The sequence below is a fragment of the Hydrogenophaga sp. genome (assembly GCF_030651625.1).
GTDB lineage: Bacteria > Pseudomonadota > Gammaproteobacteria > Burkholderiales > Burkholderiaceae_C > Hydrogenophaga.
On sequence record NZ_JAUSCF010000024.1, the window covers coordinates 261,731 to 278,723 of the forward strand.

15 protein-coding genes are annotated in these 16,993 nt (G+C 64.9%); 13 read left to right on the top strand and 2 right to left on the bottom strand.

Going from position 1 to position 16,993, the window contains the following annotated elements; translation table 11 throughout:
- Positions 1-4 precede the first annotated feature (4 nt).
- The 8 genes from Q7V46_RS12220 to Q7V46_RS12255 all read left to right on the top strand — a co-directional run bounded on the left by Q7V46_RS12220 (position 5) and on the right by Q7V46_RS12255 (position 8,464).
- Positions 5-484 (top strand): TadE/TadG family type IV pilus assembly protein, encoded by a 480-nt coding sequence (locus Q7V46_RS12220; protein ID WP_304913818.1) that lies wholly within the window; start codon positions 5-7, stop codon positions 482-484.
- 34 nt (positions 485-518) lie between these two features.
- The gene (locus tag Q7V46_RS12225) at positions 519-1,691 is read left to right on the top strand and encodes an AAA family ATPase (RefSeq protein WP_304913819.1); all 1,173 of its coding nucleotides are present in this window, start codon (positions 519-521) and stop codon (positions 1,689-1,691) included.
- Positions 1,692-1,772: 81 nt separating this feature from the next.
- Positions 1,773-3,134 carry a CpaF family protein gene (locus tag Q7V46_RS12230; RefSeq protein WP_304913820.1) on the top strand — a complete coding sequence of 454 codons (1,362 nt, stop codon included), beginning with the start codon at positions 1,773-1,775 and terminating at the stop codon, positions 3,132-3,134.
- Positions 3,135-3,138: 4 nt separating this feature from the next.
- Positions 3,139-4,116: a type II secretion system F family protein gene (locus Q7V46_RS12235; RefSeq protein ID WP_304913821.1), complete on the top strand. Its 978-nt coding sequence runs from the start codon at positions 3,139-3,141 to the stop codon at positions 4,114-4,116.
- Positions 4,117-4,119: 3 nt separating this feature from the next.
- Complete coding sequence (locus Q7V46_RS12240; RefSeq protein WP_304913822.1) at positions 4,120-5,079, top strand: type II secretion system F family protein; 960 nt, start codon at positions 4,120-4,122, stop codon at positions 5,077-5,079.
- Between the two features lie 22 nt (positions 5,080-5,101).
- Complete coding sequence (locus Q7V46_RS12245; protein ID WP_304913823.1) at positions 5,102-6,448, top strand: LytR C-terminal domain-containing protein; 1,347 nt, start codon at positions 5,102-5,104, stop codon at positions 6,446-6,448.
- Positions 6,449-6,599: 151 nt separating this feature from the next.
- Positions 6,600-7,982: an MFS transporter gene (locus tag Q7V46_RS12250; protein WP_304913824.1), complete on the top strand. Its 1,383-nt coding sequence runs from the start codon at positions 6,600-6,602 to the stop codon at positions 7,980-7,982.
- A gap of 110 nt (positions 7,983-8,092) precedes the next feature.
- On the top strand, positions 8,093-8,464 hold the full coding sequence (locus tag Q7V46_RS12255; RefSeq protein ID WP_304913825.1) for a hypothetical protein: 372 nt from the start codon (positions 8,093-8,095) through the stop codon (positions 8,462-8,464).
- A gap of 45 nt (positions 8,465-8,509) precedes the next feature.
- On the opposite strand, the gene Q7V46_RS12260 is transcribed toward Q7V46_RS12255, so the two are convergent.
- Positions 8,510-9,037 (bottom strand): 2'-5' RNA ligase family protein, encoded by a 528-nt coding sequence (locus Q7V46_RS12260; protein ID WP_304913826.1) that lies wholly within the window; start codon positions 9,035-9,037, stop codon positions 8,510-8,512.
- A gap of 232 nt (positions 9,038-9,269) precedes the next feature.
- Here Q7V46_RS12260 and Q7V46_RS12265 point away from each other — a divergent pair, with 232 nt between their 5' ends.
- Positions 9,270-10,670, top strand: a complete 1,401-nt coding sequence (locus Q7V46_RS12265) for a mercuric reductase (protein ID WP_304913827.1) — start codon at positions 9,270-9,272, stop codon at positions 10,668-10,670.
- 74 nt (positions 10,671-10,744) lie between these two features.
- On the opposite strand, the gene Q7V46_RS12270 is transcribed toward Q7V46_RS12265, so the two are convergent.
- Entirely contained in the window at positions 10,745-10,936 is a 192-nt protein-coding gene (locus Q7V46_RS12270) for a hypothetical protein (protein WP_304913828.1), read from the bottom strand.
- Positions 10,937-11,161: 225 nt separating this feature from the next.
- On the opposite strand from Q7V46_RS12270, the gene Q7V46_RS12275 reads away from it, so the two are divergent.
- The 4 genes from Q7V46_RS12275 (at position 11,162) to Q7V46_RS12290 (ending at position 16,979) form a co-directional block, all read left to right on the top strand.
- The gene (locus Q7V46_RS12275; RefSeq protein WP_304913829.1) at positions 11,162-13,588 is read left to right on the top strand and encodes a Tex family protein; all 2,427 of its coding nucleotides are present in this window, start codon (positions 11,162-11,164) and stop codon (positions 13,586-13,588) included.
- Between the two features lie 224 nt (positions 13,589-13,812).
- On the top strand, positions 13,813-14,640 hold the full coding sequence (locus Q7V46_RS12280) for an HDOD domain-containing protein (protein WP_304913830.1): 828 nt from the start codon (positions 13,813-13,815) through the stop codon (positions 14,638-14,640).
- A 381-nt stretch (positions 14,641-15,021) separates the two neighbouring features.
- Positions 15,022-15,852, top strand: coding sequence for an HDOD domain-containing protein (locus Q7V46_RS12285; RefSeq protein ID WP_304913831.1), 831 nt, complete (start codon positions 15,022-15,024; stop codon positions 15,850-15,852).
- Between the two features lie 47 nt (positions 15,853-15,899).
- A complete protein-coding gene (locus Q7V46_RS12290) occupies positions 15,900-16,979 on the top strand; it encodes a patatin-like phospholipase family protein (RefSeq protein WP_304913832.1) in 1,080 nt (359 codons plus the stop codon).
- Positions 16,980-16,993: the final 14 nt, after the last annotated feature.

Genomic DNA, 16,993 nt, shown 5'->3' on the forward strand with positions numbered 1-16,993 from the left:
CGCCATGCAAATGCATCTCCCTCGATTCCATTGCCGTCCCGCTCGCCACGGTCTGCAGAAAGGCGTGGCAGCGGTCGAGTTCGCCATCGTTGCGGTACTGTTCTTCACCCTGCTGCTGGGCATCATGGAATTCGGGCGCTGGCTGTTCCTGCTCAACGGCGCGAACGAGGCCACCCGCCTGGGCGCTCGTCTGGGCGTGGTCTGCAGCATCGAAGCGGACACGGACTTCACCCGCATCAAGGCGCGCATGAGCCAGATGACCGGGGGCGGTATTCCGGCCAGCCGGATGGTGCTGGAGTACGAACCGGCGGGCTGCAACATCGACACCTGCACCACGGTCACGGCCCGCATCGTGGGTGCCCAGTTTGCACCCGTCAGCCCCTTCTTCGGCCTTCCTTTTCCGATTCCGCAGTTCCCCACCAGCCTGCCGCGCGAATACATGAACAGCGCAGGGAACTCGGTTTGTCCTGCGCCTCCCGCTTGATACCCGGCCTCGCCCTGCGCTCTCTACTTTCAATATGACCTCCAAAGTTTCCCTGATCTGCGCCACACCTGAACACCGAGAGCAGGTGGTGCGGCAGTTTGCGAGCCTGCCGGGCGCTGAAATCACCGTGCACGTGGGCGGCGCACGGACCTTGCTGTCGGTGCTGCAGAAGGACCAGCCCGATGTGCTGCTGCTTGACTTGCCCGAACCCGATGACACCGACTTCGAACTGATCGACGCTGCCACCCAGCGTGTCACCGGTGTGCTGGTGCTGATGGTGAGCAACGACGCTTCCATGGCCACCCTCAAGCGCGCGATGCGCGCGGGGGTGCGCGACGTGCTTTCGGGGCCGCTGAGCGCCGAGACCCTGATGGTGGCGCTCGACTATTTGCGCGATGCGCGCGCCAACACCTCGCGTTTCGGCGAAACCATGGGCGAGGTGCATGCCTTCATTCCGGCCAAGGGCGGCTGCGGCGCCACCTTTCTGGCGACCAACCTGGGCTATGTGCTGGCCAAGAGCAGCCGCCGGGTGTTGCTGATCGACCTGAATCTGTATTTCGGCGACGCCGCTACCTACCTGACCGATCGCAAGGCGCCGGCCAACGTGGTCGATCTGGCGCGCCAGGCGCGGCGTCTGGACAGTGCCCTGCTGGGTGCCAGCGTGCTCAAGGTGCGCGAGAACCTGAGTGTGGTGGTGGCGCCCGAGCTGCCTTACCAGCTGGAAGAGGTGACGGCCGACAGCGTGGCGGCCCTCATCGCGCTGGCGCGGACCGAATACGACTTTGTGCTGCTGGACGTGGGCCGGGCCATGGATCCTGCCACAGTGAAGGCGCTCGATGTGGCCGACCGCATCACCCTGGTGGTCGAACAAAGCCTGCCTGCACTCAAGAACGCCCGCCGCATGGTCCAGGTTTTCGATGGACTGGGGTATGGCCGGGAAAAAGTCCGCGTGGTGCTCAATTCCTTTGCCAAGAGCAACCTGATCCGGCCGGAAGATGTGGAGAAAGCCACCGGGCTGCCCGTGGCGCGGCAGATCCCTTCCAGCGACGCGGCCGTGCGCACCGCCATCAACCAGGGCGACCCGCTGCCGCGTCTGACGCCCAAGGACCCGGTGGCCAAGGCTCTGGTGCAATGGGCGAAGGAGCTGTCGCCCGTGACCGTGAAGTCCGAGCGGAGCTGGTTTGCCACCTGGGCCGGAGGCCTCTGAGAGCGGGCCCTGCACACCCACACACACGACCGCCACACAGACCGAATGACCGACTGAAGCACCGACACGAACGAGAACACCATGAACCTCCGAGCACAGCCCCACGAATTGCGCAGTCCGTTGCGCCCCGGCGACGCGCCGCGCCAGCCGTTCGAATCCGGCTCGTCCCAGGCTGCCTACCACGACCTGCGCGATCGCTTGCACACCCAGCTGCTGGGCCGCATCGACCTCGAAGTGATGGGCGCCATGAAGCCGGAGCGCCTGCGCGAAGAGCTGGGCATCCTGGTCGAGCAGCTGCTGATGGAATCGGGGGCGGCACTCAACGCCCAGGAACGCCGCCGCATGGTGCTGGACATCCAGGACGAGATCATGGGCCTGGGTCCGCTGGAGCCCTTGCTCGCCGATCCGACGGTGTCGGACATTCTGGTCAACGGTCCCTACCAGGTGTTCGTCGAGCGGCGTGGTCGCCTGGAACTCACCGACGTGGTGTTCTCCGACGCCGACCACCTGATGAAGATCATCGACAAGATCGTCTCGCGCATCGGCCGCCGGGTCGATGAATCCAGCCCGATGGTGGACGCACGGCTGCAGGACGGCTCACGGGTGAACGCCATCATCCCGCCGCTGGCGCTGGACGGGCCATTGCTCTCGATCCGCCGGTTTTCGGTGGTGCCGCTGACCATGGACGACCTGATCGGCAAACGCTCGCTCACGCCGACACTGGCCGAGCTGCTCTCGGCCATGGTCAAGGGCAAGATGAACATCCTGATTTCAGGCGGCACGGGCACCGGCAAGACCACACTCCTCAATGTGCTGTCGGCGTCGATTCCGCACCACGAGCGCATCGTGACCATCGAGGACGCGGCCGAACTGCAGCTGCAGCAGCCCCACGTGGTGCGGCTGGAGACCCGGCCGCCCAACATCGAGGGCAAGGGCGAGGTGAGCCAGCGTGCACTGGTGATCAACAGCCTGCGCATGCGGCCCGACCGGGTGGTGCTGGGCGAGGTGCGGGGCGCCGAGGTACTGGACATGCTGCAGGCCATGAACACCGGCCACGAGGGCTCCATGGCCACGGTTCACGCCAACACCCCACGCGATGCGCTGACCCGGCTGGAAAACATGGCCACCTACGGCGGGGCCACCATTCCGCAGGACGCGATGCGGCACCAGATCAGCTCGGCGATTCACGCGGTGATCCAGATTGCGCGCCTGAACGACGGCCGGCGCAAGCTGGTGAGCGTGCAGGAGATCACCGGCATGGAGGGCGATGTGATCACCATGCAGGAGATCTACCGTTTCAACCAGACCGGCATGGCGGCCGATGGCACGGTGCAGGGGCACTTCCGGGCCACCGGGGTACGGCCCAAGTTCATGGACCGGCTCAAGTCCTTCGGCCTGTCGGTGCCCGACGCGACCTTCGATCCCTCCCTGATCTACGAGTGAAGCCATGAACCTCGGACTGGCCCTGTTTGCCTTGCTGGGTTTTCTGGCGGTGGTGCTGCTGCTCGAAGGCCTGTACGTTTACTGGAGCGACACCAAGAGCCCCGAGGTTCGGCGTGTGGAGCAGCGCTTGCGCGCCATTTCCGCCGGAGGCCAGGTGGAGGAGGGCGAGCTGTCGATGATTCGCCGTCGCCTGCTCAGCGAAAGCCCTTCTTTCCAGCGCCTGCTGCTGGGCATGCCGCGTGCCCGGCAGCTTGACAGGGTGATGCAGCAGGCGGGGGATCGCAACTCGGTTTCGCACTTTCTTGGCGTGTGTGCGATGCTGGCGCTGGGCGGCCTGCTGGTGGGTCTGCTGCTGCGCTGGCCCTGGTTTTTCGTGCTGGGCATGGTGGTGGCGCTGGCGCTGCTGCCTTTGTTGTTGCTGCTGCGCCGGCGCAACAAGCGTCTGCACCAGATCGAGGCCCAGTTGCCCGATGCGCTGGACCTGATGTCGCGGGCCATGCGCGCCGGCCACGCTTTTCCAGTGGCGCTGGCCATGGTGGGCAGCGAAGCGCCACAACCCGTGGCCAGCGAGTTCCGCATAACCTCGGACGAGATCGGCTTTGGTGTCTCGGCCGATGGTGCGCTGAGCAACCTGGCCGCGCGCGTGCCCAGCCCGGACGTGCGCTACTTCGTGATGGCGGTGATCATCCAGCGCGAGACCGGCGGCAACCTGGCCGAGCTGCTCGGCAAGCTGGCCGAACTGGTTCGCGAGCGCTTCAAGCTGTTTGCCAAGGTGCGGGTGCTGGCGGCCGAGGGCAAGCTGTCGGCCTGGATCCTCACGCTGTTGCCTTTTGGTGTGGCGCTGATGATTTCCATCGTGAACCCGGGCTACATCAGCGTGCTGTTCACCGATCCGTTCGGCATCAACCTGATCTACGGCGCACTGGGCATGATGGCCCTGGGCATTTTCGCCATGTGGCGAATCATCGACATCAAGGTCTGAGTCATGGCCAACCTGCTCAACGAACAATGGCCGATGCTGCTGCTGGTGTTTCTGGCGGTGACGGGCATCACCCTCGGACTTACCATGTGGCTTAACCGCCGGGCCGGGGTGCAGCAGCGCCTGGACCAGGTGGGTTCGGTGGGGTTGCGCAGCCCCGGCCTGGAAGGCAGAGCCGAATGGCATGCCAAGGTGGTCAAGGCCGTGGGGCCGGTGGCCAAACTGTCGGCGCCCAAGGAAGGCTGGGAGGGCTCCAGCCTGCGGGTGCGCTTCATGCAGTCCGGGCTGCGCGAGAAAAGCTGGCCCGCGCTGTACTTTGCGGGCAAGACGGTGCTGGCACTGGGCCTGCCCGGTCTGTTCCTCATGTTCACCGGCCTGGCATCGGTGCAGCTCAGCACCAACACGCACCTGCTGTTGCTGCTGCTGCTGGCGGCGATTGGCTACTACCTGCCCAATGGCATCCTGGCGCGCTTGGTGGCTTCGCGCAAGAACGAGCTGCAGGATGCGCTGCCCGACGCGCTGGACCTGATGACCGTGTGTGTGGAGGCCGGCCTGGGGCTGGACGCAGCGATGAACCGGGCCGCCAGCGAGATCGGCATGCGCAGCCAGGCACTGGAGGACGAACTGGGTCTGGTGGCGCTGGAGCTGCGCATGGGCGTCAAGCGTGAAGTGGCGCTGCGCAACCTGGCCCTGCGCACCGGCGTCGACGACATTGCTTCGTTCGTCGCCATGATCGTGCAGGCCGACCGTTTCGGCACCAACGTGGCCGAGGCGCTGCGCATCCAGGGCGAGACCATGCGGGTTCACCGGCGCCTGCGCGCCGAAGAGCGCGCGGCGAAGATTCCGCTGAAGCTGCTGTTCCCGCTGATCTTCTTCATCTTTCCATCGCTGATGCTGGTGCTCATGGGGCCCGCCATGATCAGCATCTACCGGGTGCTGTTGCCCACCATGGGTGGCAATGGTTGATCGCTGAACCAGGAGTAACGACATGAGACTCACGACGACGGTTTCCTTGCTGGCGCTCGCCGGCCTGATGGGGTGTTCCACTGTGGGGTCCGATATGCGGATCGAACCGGTGATGCGCATCGGGCCAACCCCGGTGCTCAAGCCCCAGCTGTCGGTGTCGGAGAGCATGTATGCGATGGCCCGGCTGGCGCACGATCAGGGGCAACTGGCGACCGCCGCCCAGCGCTACCGGCGCGCGCTCGAGATGAAACCAGACCACGTGGGCGCGCTCAACGGGCTGGGCGTGATCCTGGCGCAGGACGGCCGCACCGCCGAGGCGCTGGAGCTGCTGGTTCGCGCGCGCGACCTGGCGCCCGGGGCAGGTCACATTCACAACAACCTGGGCTACATCCTGCTGCGCGAAAACCGATTCGACGAAGCACAGGTGGCTCTGCGCATGGCGCGCGAGTTGCTGCCAGAGAGCCAGCAGACACTGCGCAACCTGGCCCTGCTGGAGAAGGCGCGCAACGAGGGGGCGAGCCAGCCGACGCAGGGGGTAGTGACTCAAGTTCAAGGCCAGACTCAGCAACAACTTCAGACACAGGACACTGCCGGTGGCGCTGTGGTGGCCGACTCGGCGCAGATCGTCTCGGTGGCGCCGCAGGTGTTCGAGTTGCGGCCAGCGGGTAGCGAGCGGGGCGTGGCGTCGGCCGTTGCGCCGGTGGCTGCGCTGATCCAGGCGCCTGCGGTCGCGGTGGTTGCCGCGCCGCTTCCGGTGCAGCCACCCGAACCGACGGGCGTGGCACCCACAGCCCAGATCGTGCCGGGCCTTGAGCCCTCGGTGATGGTGCTGCAGGTGGTTGACAACGCCATGCCGCCATCGCCCGACACGCCGGTCTCGGTCGTTGCAGCCCCCGGGGCGGTGCGCGAGGTCGCGAAGGTCGAGCCCTTGCCGACCCCGGACACCGGCTACCGTCTGGTGCTCAGCCGCGAGCTGGCCCTTCAGCAGGGGCCATTCGCTATCTGGACCGACATCCGCGGGGTCAAGCTGGAAATTGCCAATGGGGCGGGCGTGGTGCGGCTGGCCCGCCGCACCGCCGACCGGCTGGCACAGGAGGGTGTGGTCACGGCCCGCCTGACCAACGCCAGGCCGTACCGGCAACGTCACACCCAGATCGAATACGCGCCGGGCCAGGAAGCCGCGGTTCAGGCGCTGGCCGCGCGCCTGCCATTGCCGGTGGATCTGGTGCCCGTGTCCCGGCTGGACCGTGAGATGACCCTGCGCCTGGTGTTGGGCCAGGACGCCCTGGGGCGGACCATCGCGGCCTGGCTCGATGGGAACGCGCCGCAGCTGGCGCAACAAACGGCAATCACCGGTCCCGCTGGCTGACGCGCTTCCCGTTGCCCTGGCCCGCCTATGGCAAACTGGCCGGCCCTTGAGCAATCAGTGGCGCCGGAAGGCGCTTTTTTTTCTTCATGCAGACAATCATCGCGAAGGTCGCGAAGGAACCCAGGCCGGACCCGGTTGCCGAGGCCCACGGTTGACCCCGCCCGACGGCTTGCCCTCCCCCGAACGGGGCCGCGCCGTTCTGGTGATCGTGCTGGGCATCGCCATGGCGGTGATGGACGGCAGCATTGTCAACCTGGCGCTGCCCGGCATAGCCCGCGAGCTCAATGCTGGCGCGTCGCAAGCCATCTGGGTGGTTAACGCCTACCAGATCGCCTCGCTGGTGATGCTGCTGCCTCTCGCGGCGCTGGGCGACCGCCTGGGCTACCGGCGCGTCTACCTGGTGGGCATGGCGCTGTTCGTGCTCGCGTCTGTCGGCGCCATGCTGGCGACCTCGTTGGCCACACTGACGGCCGCGCGTGCACTGCAGGTCCTGGGCGCGGCCGGCATCATGAGCGTGAACGCCGCGCTGGTGCGCCTGATCTACCCGAGCGCGCGGCTGGGTCGCGGCATCGCCGTCAACTCGATGGTGGTGGCCACCTCGGCCATGGCCGGCCCGGCTGTGGCGGCCAGCATCCTGTCCGTGGCCTCATGGCCGTGGCTGTTCGCAATGAACGTGCCGCTGGGCCTGCTCACCCTCTGGATGGGACGTCGCGCGCTGCCATTCAACTCGCCACGCACGGGCACCGCGCCGCGGTTTTCTCTGGTCGATGTGCTGCTCAATGTGCTCATGTTCACGCTGGTGTTTGTCGGTGCAGACCAGTTGGGTGTACGCGGCGGTGACGCGGCTCACACCACCCCGGTGCTGGGCTGGAGCCTGCTGGCCGCCGGTGTGCTCGTGGGGGCGGTGTACCTTCGCCGCCAGTGGCACCTGGCCGCGCCCATGTTCCCGCTGGACTTGCTGCGCATGCCCGTGTTTGCGCTGTCCATGGGTTCATCGGTCGGCGCCTTCTGCGCGCAGATGCTGGCCCTGCTCAGCCTGCCGTTCCTGCTGCTGGAAGTGCAAGGCCGCTCGCACATGGAAGCCGGGCTGATCATGATGGCGTGGCCCATGGCGACCGCGCTCACCGCGCCCATCGCAGGGCGCCTGATCGGCCGCTACCCTGACGGCTTGCTGGGCGGCGTCGGCATGCTGGTGTTCGCCACCGGCCTTCTGCTGGTGGGCCTGCGGCCCGAACATGCCACGGTTGTGGACATGGCCTGGCGCCTGTCGCTGTGCGGCGCAGGCTTCGCGCTGTTCCAGTCACCCAACAACCACACGATCGTGACCACGGCGCCCCTGCACCGCAGCGGCGCGGCCAGCGGCATGCTGGGTACGGCACGCCTCACCGGGCAGACGATAGGGGCGGTGATGCTTGCCGCTATTTACGGGGTGTGGAACCAGCACGATGGCCAGGGCGAGACGGTGGCGCTGTGTGTGGCGGCGGGGTGTGCGCTGCTGGCGGGGTTAAGCAGTTCTTTGCGGGTGCGGCATTGAGGACCAGGCGCTCGGTAGGACTTGGCAACGCCGGAGGCGACTGAACAAATCACCTGAACCTTGCAGACTGCTTCTGCACCCCGTAGCATGACTCTCAAGTTTTCAGGGACTTGAACATCGATATGTCTCCGAGCTTCTTCACGCGTTTGGCCGCACAAATGTTCCCCCATCGCTGGTGGTTTCTTGGGATTTCGGTGGTAGGCATGGCGTTGCTGCTGGTTTCGTTTTCCATAGGGTCGGAGCGGGTGGTAACGGTGGTCGGTGCACTCGCTGGGCCGATCGCTTTTGCGCCGTGGGCATTGCTTTGCGTATGTGTCTGGTTCCATCCTGAGCGTGGTAATTTGCAGTCGAATAGCAAGATCGTCGGCAGGCTGCCAAATGCAGTTCAGGTCGGTATTCGTTGGTATGCCTCTCTCTTTCTCGCCGTGTTTTTCTTGGTTGGAGCCGTTGGTTGGCCAGCGATTTCATTGGCGATGCCATGAGTGACCTATCCAAGTGGGCCTTCCCCGGTTGTTGACGCCAGTGGATCAGGGGGCCTCCCCCAGTTTGAACAAGTTCATTTCCTTCCATCGGCCCGTAGAGTTTTCAAGCAACACCACGGACGTGCATGCGGTGGCCTTGATCTGCCCAGCCGCGCGCAACTTCTCCTCAAGCTCAAGCGCCGCCAAGCTTGCACGCTCCGCGTCCCCATCCGCCACCGTCAGATGGGGAATCACCTCCGCATGCTCACCGCCATATGGAGGAAACTCTGGAAACACGCGAACCAGTGCTGCTGTCATCGCGACGAAGGGTGCTGAAGGCGCAGGTGCCAGGTAGGTGGTGGTCGGAAAGCGTCCCACCCGCCTCAGCGTGAACTCGAAGGACGGGACTTCCATCAAGGCTTCCTGCGCTTTGGCCAGTACGGCGGGCGTGACGTGTGCAGGGTCCATGAACGGGACCAAGATGCTGATGTGCGGGGGCACGCCAAGCTTCACCGTTGGGTCAAAACGCTCGCGCAGTTCAGCGACAAGGCTTTCTGCTGAAGGCACCAGAACGGCAAACGCAGTGGTGGGCATGGTGCTAGGTGGTGATTGATTGCGGGGAGGCAGGCCTGCTTGCTCCGCCCGGCGTCATGGTAGTCCAGTGACCCCACGCGCATGATGGCGCGCGGCTCACATCGGGTTGCAATTCGCATGTTCGCATTGGTTCATGATGAACGCATGTCGCCAACAAACGGGATCGTGCGTGCGTGTCACGGTGCATGCAGCACAACCAGGCGGTTTCGATGAAAGCAAAGGAGGTCGCTTCATGACAACCGATACATTCGACGCGATCGTCATTGGCGCCGGCCAGGCTGGCCCGTCGCTGGCCGCCAAGCTGGTGGCGCAGGGCAGCAAGGTGGCGCTGGTGGAGTCGCGTGAGTTGGGCGGCACCTGTGTCAACCGAGGCTGCACGCCCACCAAGACCTTGCGCAAGTCGGCCCGGGTGGCACACCTCGCGCGGCGGGCGGCGGAGTTTGGTGTGGAGGTGGGCCCGGTTCAGGTCAACTTCGGGGTGGCCATGCAGCGCATGCACAAGCGCGTGGACGATTCGCGGGCAGGCCTTGAGGCGTGGCTGGGCGGGCTGGATGGGCTCACCATCGTCAAGGAGCATGGCAGGCTGGCGGGCCGCGCGGGCGACAGTTTCATCGTGGAAGCTGGCTCGCACACACTGCACACCCCCAAGGTCTTTCTGAACACCGGCACGCGGGCCTTCATGCCGCCTATTCCTGGTCTGGAAGAAACGCCCCATCTGGACAACGACAGTCTACTGAAGTTGCGGGAATTGCCGCGCAAGCTGGTGATCATCGGTGGTGGCTACATCAGTCTGGAGATGGGACAGATTTTCCGGCGTCTGGGCAGCGAGGTGGGCATCATCGAAATCGGGCCACGGCTCACTTCGCGGGAAGACGAAGATGTGTCTGAGGCCATCGCCGAGATGCTGCGGGCCGAAGGCATTGAGCTGCAACTGGGTGTGGAGATATCGCGGGTGTCGCCCGGCAAGACCGGAGACGGTGCCCGCGTGGAGATGGCTGACGGTCGCATCATTGAAGGCAGCCATTTGCTGGTGGCGGTGGGGCGCAAGCCCAACACCGATGACCTGGGGTTGAAGTCCGTTGATCTCAAGACCAACAAGCGCGGCTACCTGTTGACCAACGACCGGCTGGAGACGGATGTGCCAGGCATCTGGGCGCTGGGCGACATCAACCAGCGCGGCGCCTTCACCCACACCAGCTACCACGATCACGACATCGTGGGCGAGAACCTGGCAGGCGGGCAGCGCAGCGCCGACGCGCGCAACACCATTTACGCCATGTTCACCGACCCGCCGCTGGCCCATGTGGGCCTGTATGAAGCCGACACGAAGCGCTTGTTAGCAGAAGGGCGGCGCATCAGCCAGGCCGTGCACGCGATGAAGGATGTGAGCCGCGCCAAGGAGGAAAGCGAAACCACCGGCCTCATCAAGCTGCTGATCGACGAAGACAGCGGGCATTTCCTCGGCGCCACCATGCTCGGCATGGCGGCCGACGAAGTGATCCAGGCCATCGGCCTGGTCATGGCCAGCGAGGGAAGCTGGCGACAGGTGCGTGAAGCGCTGCCGGTGCATCCCACCGTGACCGAGTTCCTGCCCACGATCATCGATGCCCGCAAGCCGCTTGAAGCTGCGTGACGCAAGTTGCTCAGGGACTTTGTGAAACGCTCTCCAAAAAAGAGACGCATCACGCCCAACAGGTTACGGATCGTTCAGATTTTTGGGTTCTTCGGTGTGTCCGTCGTGGGCTTGCCGTCGTCATCCAGATTCGTGTTCGGCTTGACGGCCGGCGAACCAGCGCCTGGAGCGTCGTCGACGTTGGCCTCTACCAGATTCCGTGATTCATCAACCTCGTCAGTTGAGTGCTTGGATGGCTCAATGTGGGCCGTTTTCTCGTTGGACATGGCGTTTTCCTTCGGTTTGGGGGCGCGACATTTGGCAGCTCTCCATTTCGCTTCCGTTGACCAGCGTCTTCAGAAGCTGCGACAAGAAAGCACATCGCCAATCGCAGAGCCCTTATTCAGTCAGGTTTCAGGCCGCCTGTCCGTTCGCCAGCGAACCATCTGGGAACCTGCAGCAACTCCGCCTGTGGCAAACTGGCGCGCTTCTTGTTTCCACATCGACGGTGCATGCAGCAGATCATTCGGCAGATCGCCACAGAAATCAGGGTTGAGGAACGGCAGGTTCAGGCTGCCGTGGAGTTGCTCGACGGTGGGGCCACAGTGCCCTTCATCGCGCGCTACCGCAAGGAAGTCACCGGCGGGCTGGACGACATCCAGTTGCGCGAACTGGAACACCGCCTGGGCTACTTGCGCGAGCTCGAAGACCGCCGCGTGACGGTGCTCAAGAGCATCGACGAACAGGGCAAGCTCACGGATGCCTTGCGCGCCGCCATTGCCAACGCGCCCACCAAGCAGGAACTGGAAGACCTGTACCTGCCCTTCAAGCAGAAACGCCGCACCAAGGGGCAGATCGCGCGCGAGTTTGGCATTGAGCCGCTGGCCGACAGGCTGTGGGCCGACCCCACGCTGGACCCTGCTTTCGAGGCGGCTGCCTTCACTCGCGAGCCCGAGGTGCTGGACGACGGCAAACCCGGGGCCGACTTCTCCACCGTGCCCGCCGTGCTGGATGGCGTGCGCGACATCCTTTCCGAGCGCTGGGCCGAAGACGCTGCCTTGCTGCAGAACCTGCGTGAATGGCTCTGGGCTGAAGGGCTGCTCAAGAGCACGCTGGTGGCCGGCAAAGACGAGAACGCGCCCGAGGTGGCCAAGTTCCGCGACTATTTTGATTACGACGAACCCATCAGCCGCGTGCCCTCGCACCGCGCTCTTGCCGTGTTCCGGGGGCGTGCGCTGGAGATTCTGGATGCCAAGCTGGTGCTGCCAGAAGCCGAAGCGCCGGCTTCGACAGGCTCAGCCCGAACGACTGCTGTGCCGAGCCTGGCCGAAGGCCGCATCGCCCTGCACCTGGGCTGGAGCCACAAAGGCCGTGCGGCCGATGATTTGCTGCGCAAGTGCGTAGCCTGGACCTGGCGGGTGAAGCTCTCGCTCTCCAGCGAACGCGATCTGTTTGCCCGTCTGCGCGAGAGTGCGGAGGCGGTGGCGATCAAGGTGTTTGCCGACAACCTGCGCGACCTGCTGCTGGCCGCACCCGCCGGGCCGCGCGTCGTCATGGGCCTGGACCCTGGCATTCGCACCGGCGTAAAAGTGGCGGTGGTGGACGCCACTGGCAAGCTGGTGGACACCGCCACCGTGTACCCGTACGAACCTCGGCGTGACTGGGAAGGTTCGCTGCACACGCTGGCCAAGCTGTCCGAGAAGCACGGCGTGAACCTGATCGCCATTGGCAACGGCACAGCCAGCCGCGAGACCGACAAGCTCGCCGCTGATTTGATCAAGTTGGTGCAAAAGGGCACCGACGCCAGCCACCCTTGCCACGGGCTGCAGAAGGTGGTGGTGAGCGAGGCCGGCGCTTCGGTGTATTCAGCCAGCGAGTTTGCCAGCCAGGAAATGCCCGACGTGGACGTGAGCCTGCGTGGCGCGGCCAGCATTGCGCGGCGCTTGCAGGACCCGCTGGCCGAACTGGTGAAGATCGACCCGAAGAGCATTGGCGTGGGCCAGTACCAGCACGACGTGAACCAGAGCGAACTGGCCCGCACGCTGGACACCGTGGTGGAAGACTGCGTGAACGGTGTGGGTGTGGACCTGAACACGGCCAGCGTGCCGCTGTTGTCCAAGGTGTCGGGCCTCTCCGGCAGCGTGGCCAAGGCCGTGGTGCGCTGGCGCGAAACCCATGGCGCGTTCAGGAACCGCAAGCAGCTGATGGAAGTGGCGGGCCTGGGCGCCAAGACCTTTGAGCAGAGCGCGGGTTTCCTGCGCATCCGTGGCGGCGACAACCCGCTGGACATGACCGGCGTGCACCCGGAAACCTACCCGGTGGTCGAGCAGATCATGGAACAAACCGGCAAGCCGGTGGCGGACCTGATGGGCCGGGCCGACATGCTCAAGACCCTGCGCCCCGAACTGTTCGCCAACGAGCGCTTCGGCGTGATCACGGTGAAAGACATTCTGGGCGAACTGGAAAAACCCGGCCGCGACCCGCGCCCGGATTTTCAGGTGGCACGCTTCAACGACGGTGTGGAAGACATCGCCGACCTGCGCGAGGGCATGGTTCTTGAAGGCACGGTGAGCAATGTGGCCCAGTTTGGCGCGTTCATCGACCTGGGCGTGCACCAGGACGGTCTGGTGCATGTGAGCCAGTTGGCCAACCGTTTTGTGAGCGACGCGCGCGAGGTGGTCAAGACTGGCGACATTGTCAAGGTGAAGGTCATGGAGGTGGATGTGGCGCGCAAGCGCATCGGCCTGTCCATGAAGCTCGACGCCGAGCCGGGGCGGCGCGATCGCGATGCGGGTGCGTCACCACGCGACAACCGGTTCGAACCGGCGCGCCCGGTGCAGCGAGGTGGTCGTGGTGCGCCTCAAGGGGGCGGCCAGGCGGCAGCACCGTCGGCCATGGCTTCGGCGTTTGCCAAACTCCAGGGGCGGGACAAGCGCTGAAGGGCGGCCCGCGCATCGTTGAGGCGGCGCCCGGCTTTGGCAAAGCGCCAAGTTGGGGAAAAGTACCCCAAAAGCGCCGCACGAAAATGAAACTGAATGTTGCAACTCGGTGTAGAGTGGGTCGGTCGCCCGCGCTGATGGCGCGAAACGGTGTCTTCAAGTTGTCGACAGAGATGCCGATAAGCAAGGAAGTTAACCATCCAACGTCCTCCGGACTTCAGCTCATGCAACTCGAAGCCCTACTGAATTTTCCTGGTGCGCTGCCCACCATGCCGCGCAGTGTTTCGGACCTGCTCGCCGAGATGAACAAGGAAGACCCCGATCCCAAGAAGATCGGGCATCTGATCGCCCAGGATCCCGCGCTCACCACCCGGGTGCTGCGCCTGTCGAACTCCGCGTTCTTTCGCGTCAGCCGCAAGATCGGCAACGTGGAAGAAGCCGTGGCCATGCTCGGCCTGACCCACGTGCGCTCGCTGGTCATGGCCGCTGCGCTGGGCGCCAGCTTCAAGAACATCCCTGGTATCGACCTCAAACAGTTCTGGCGCTACAGCCTGCGGGTGGCCGACATTTCGCGCTCGCTGGCCGGGGTGTTGCGGCAGAACGAGGGCAATGCGTTCACGGCGGGACTGATCCACGCCATCGGCATTCTGGTGATGCACATCGCCATGCCTGACGAAATGGTACCGGTGGACATGGGCACCTCGCCGCTGGACCTGCAGCGTGCCGCCGCCGAACGCAATTACTTTGGCTACACCTACGCCGAGGTGGGTGCCGGGATGGCCGAAAAATGGCACTTTCCTCCGGAGATGGTCTCCGCCCTGGCCAACCAGATCGAGCCGTTCGAGGGCGAAGCCTACGACCGTCTCGGCGGTTTGCTGCACCTGGCCTCGTGGCGCGCCCGCGCCGAAGAAATCCAGCTCGACGCCAGCGGCCTGGTGGCCACCTTCCCTGACATGATCGGCCTCACGCTGGGCCTGGATCTGGACAGCGTGCTGGAAAAGGACCCGACCGAATGGTCGTTCAGTCAGGCGCTGGGAGCTTTTATAGATTGACACCCCCCTGCGCCGCTGACGCGGCTTCCCCCTCTCTGGCGCGCCTTCGGCGCTGGGAGGGGGGACGGCATCTTGGGCCGGCGGAGCCGTCCCTTGATGCCCCTGGATGGGTGCACTTCGCTCCGGAAGGCATTCGGTACTTCCCCTGCGCCGCTGACGCGGCTTCCCCCCTCTCTGGCGCGCCTTCGGCGCTTGGAGAGGGAACGGCACCTTGAGGCGGCGGAGCCGGACCCTTGGTGCCCTTGGACTGGGCCACGGCATGCCAGGCGGATCGCGCGCCGGGGATGTTTCAAAACCGCTCAAGTCTGCTCTCCACCGGACGAAATAGAGTCAAACAGCGAATGTCCGTCTGTTTGAACCGAACCTTTGCAGGTGTGCCGCATGCAGATCGAAAAGCTCCTCAAGCAGCCCAATGCGCTCCCGTCGGCGCCCAAGGTGGTGCGCAAGCTGATCGAGACCTTCGAGCAGGAAGAGGTCGACATCTTGCAGGCGGCGATCTTCATTGAGTCGGACCCGGTGCTCACCGCCAAGCTGCTCAAGCTGGCGAATTCGGCCTTTTTCGGTCTGCACCGCTCGGTCACCACCGCGCGGGATGCCATCAGCGTGATGGGCCTGATCAAGGTGCGTGCCCTGGTGGTTGGCGCTGCTTTGAGCGACTGCTTCCACATGGTGGGCAGTGTCAACCTCAACCAGTTCTGGCGCTACAGCCTGAATTCGGCCAACCTGTCGCGCTACCTGGCGCTGCCTATCAGGATCGACGAGAACACCGCGTTCACCGCAGGCCTGATTCACGGCATTGGTGAACTGGTGATGCACGTGGGCATGCCCGAAGCCATGATCGACCTGGACCGCAGCGTGCCCATGCTCGATCTCAAGCGCGCCACCGCCGAGCGCGGGTTGTTTGGCTATAGCTACGCCAACGTGGGTGCCGCGCTGGCCCGGGAATGGAACTTCCCGAAAAAGATGATCAACGCCATCGAACACCAGAACGCGCCGTTCGACAACGATGTGTACGAGCCGATCGCCGGCGTGATCCACATTGCCTCGTGGCGTGCGCGGGCCGAAGAACTCGAATTCCGCAGTGACAACCTCATCAACACCTACCCGGATCCCATCGGTCTGGTGCTGGGGATCGACCCCGACACCGTGGTGGGTGAAGAGATTCCTGCGCTGACCCGCATCGGCAGCGAAAGCGAGCACGAAACGGCCTGAAGGCCTGAATCTTCCAGTCGCACGCGGCTGCGAGACAATCGCAGCCCATGCAAGCGCTTCGACTCCACGCCGGTCCCCACGCACGCCGCCACATTGAACAGGCAGGCCTGCGTCCGCAGGACGTCGGCATCGTGCCCGCTGCTGCAGGTGGCCCCAAGGGCCTCATCCTGGGTCCGCTGGACCGTTTCATCTTTGGTGAATGGCTGTTGCAGAGCGAGCAGCCGGTGCACCTGATCGGTGCCTCGATCGGTGCCTGGCGCATGGCCACCGCCTGTCTTGGCGATCCTCGCCAGGCTTTCGAGCGCCTGGAGCACGACTACATTGCCCAGCGACATGATCCGTCGCCCGGCCAGTCCCGGCCCACGCCCACACAGGTCAGCCAGCGCTTCGCCGGCAACCTGAAGGTGTTCTATGGCGGGCGCATCGAAGAGGTGCTGCACCACCCCCGCTACCGGCTTCACATCGTGGCGTCGCGCGGGCGCCACTTGCTGGCACGCGACGGTCGCTGGCGCACCCCCCTGGGCTACCTGGGCGCCTTCGCCAGCAACGCGCTGCACCGCAAGGCGCTGGGCGCCTGGCTGGACCGGGTGGTGTTTTCTTCTGACCACCCGCAACCCCTGCCATTCGGCACGCGCGACTTCCGCACCCACCAGGCGCCGCTGCGCAGCGACAATTTCATGGACGCATTGCAGGCCAGTTGCTCGATTCCCTTCATGCTGCGACCGGTGCATGGCATTGCCCACGCGCCCCCGGGTACTTACTGGGACGGCGGCATCACCGACTACCACCTGCACCTGCAGTACCAGCCAGCGCCACAGTCCCCCATCGTGCTCTATCCCCATTTCCAGAAATCGGTGGTGCCCGGCTGGCTCGACAAGGCCTGGAAACGCCGGCACCGCGCCAGCGCCGCACTGGACAACATGCTGGTGCTCGCACCCGACCCGGCCTGGGTACAGACCCTGCCGGGCGCGCGCTTGCCGGACCGCAACGACTTCATTCGCTACGCACACGATGTGCCGGGGCGAATGAAGGCATGGACAGCCGCCACCTCTGCCGCCGCTCAGCTGGCAGAAGAATTTGCCCATTGGCTCCAACACCCGGACCCTTCCCGGCTGGAGCCTCTGTAAGGCCCAAGTGGCGC

What these genes read in the sequence shown, in the direction of transcription:
- Q7V46_RS12265 (WP_304913827.1), top strand. Translation starts at nt 9,270, where the DNA reads ATGACAACCGATACATTCGACGCGATCGTCATTGGCGCCGGCCAGGCT.
- Q7V46_RS12260 (WP_304913826.1), bottom strand. Translation starts at nt 9,037, where the DNA reads ATGCCCACCACTGCGTTTGCCGTTCTGGTGCCTTCAGCAGAAAGCCTT.
- Q7V46_RS12285 (WP_304913831.1), top strand. Translation starts at nt 15,022, where the DNA reads ATGCAGATCGAAAAGCTCCTCAAGCAGCCCAATGCGCTCCCGTCGGCG.
- Q7V46_RS12275 (WP_304913829.1), top strand. Translation starts at nt 11,162, where the DNA reads ATGCAGCAGATCATTCGGCAGATCGCCACAGAAATCAGGGTTGAGGAA.
- Q7V46_RS12235 (WP_304913821.1), top strand. Translation starts at nt 3,139, where the DNA reads ATGAACCTCGGACTGGCCCTGTTTGCCTTGCTGGGTTTTCTGGCGGTG.
- Q7V46_RS12240 (WP_304913822.1), top strand. Translation starts at nt 4,120, where the DNA reads ATGGCCAACCTGCTCAACGAACAATGGCCGATGCTGCTGCTGGTGTTT.
- Q7V46_RS12230 (WP_304913820.1), top strand. Translation starts at nt 1,773, where the DNA reads ATGAACCTCCGAGCACAGCCCCACGAATTGCGCAGTCCGTTGCGCCCC.
- Q7V46_RS12290 (WP_304913832.1), top strand. Translation starts at nt 15,900, where the DNA reads ATGCAAGCGCTTCGACTCCACGCCGGTCCCCACGCACGCCGCCACATT.
- Q7V46_RS12245 (WP_304913823.1), top strand. Translation starts at nt 5,102, where the DNA reads ATGAGACTCACGACGACGGTTTCCTTGCTGGCGCTCGCCGGCCTGATG.
- Q7V46_RS12225 (WP_304913819.1), top strand. Translation starts at nt 519, where the DNA reads ATGACCTCCAAAGTTTCCCTGATCTGCGCCACACCTGAACACCGAGAG.
- Q7V46_RS12220 (WP_304913818.1), top strand. Translation starts at nt 5, where the DNA reads ATGCAAATGCATCTCCCTCGATTCCATTGCCGTCCCGCTCGCCACGGT.
- Q7V46_RS12280 (WP_304913830.1), top strand. Translation starts at nt 13,813, where the DNA reads ATGCAACTCGAAGCCCTACTGAATTTTCCTGGTGCGCTGCCCACCATG.
- Q7V46_RS12270 (WP_304913828.1), bottom strand. Translation starts at nt 10,936, where the DNA reads ATGTCCAACGAGAAAACGGCCCACATTGAGCCATCCAAGCACTCAACT.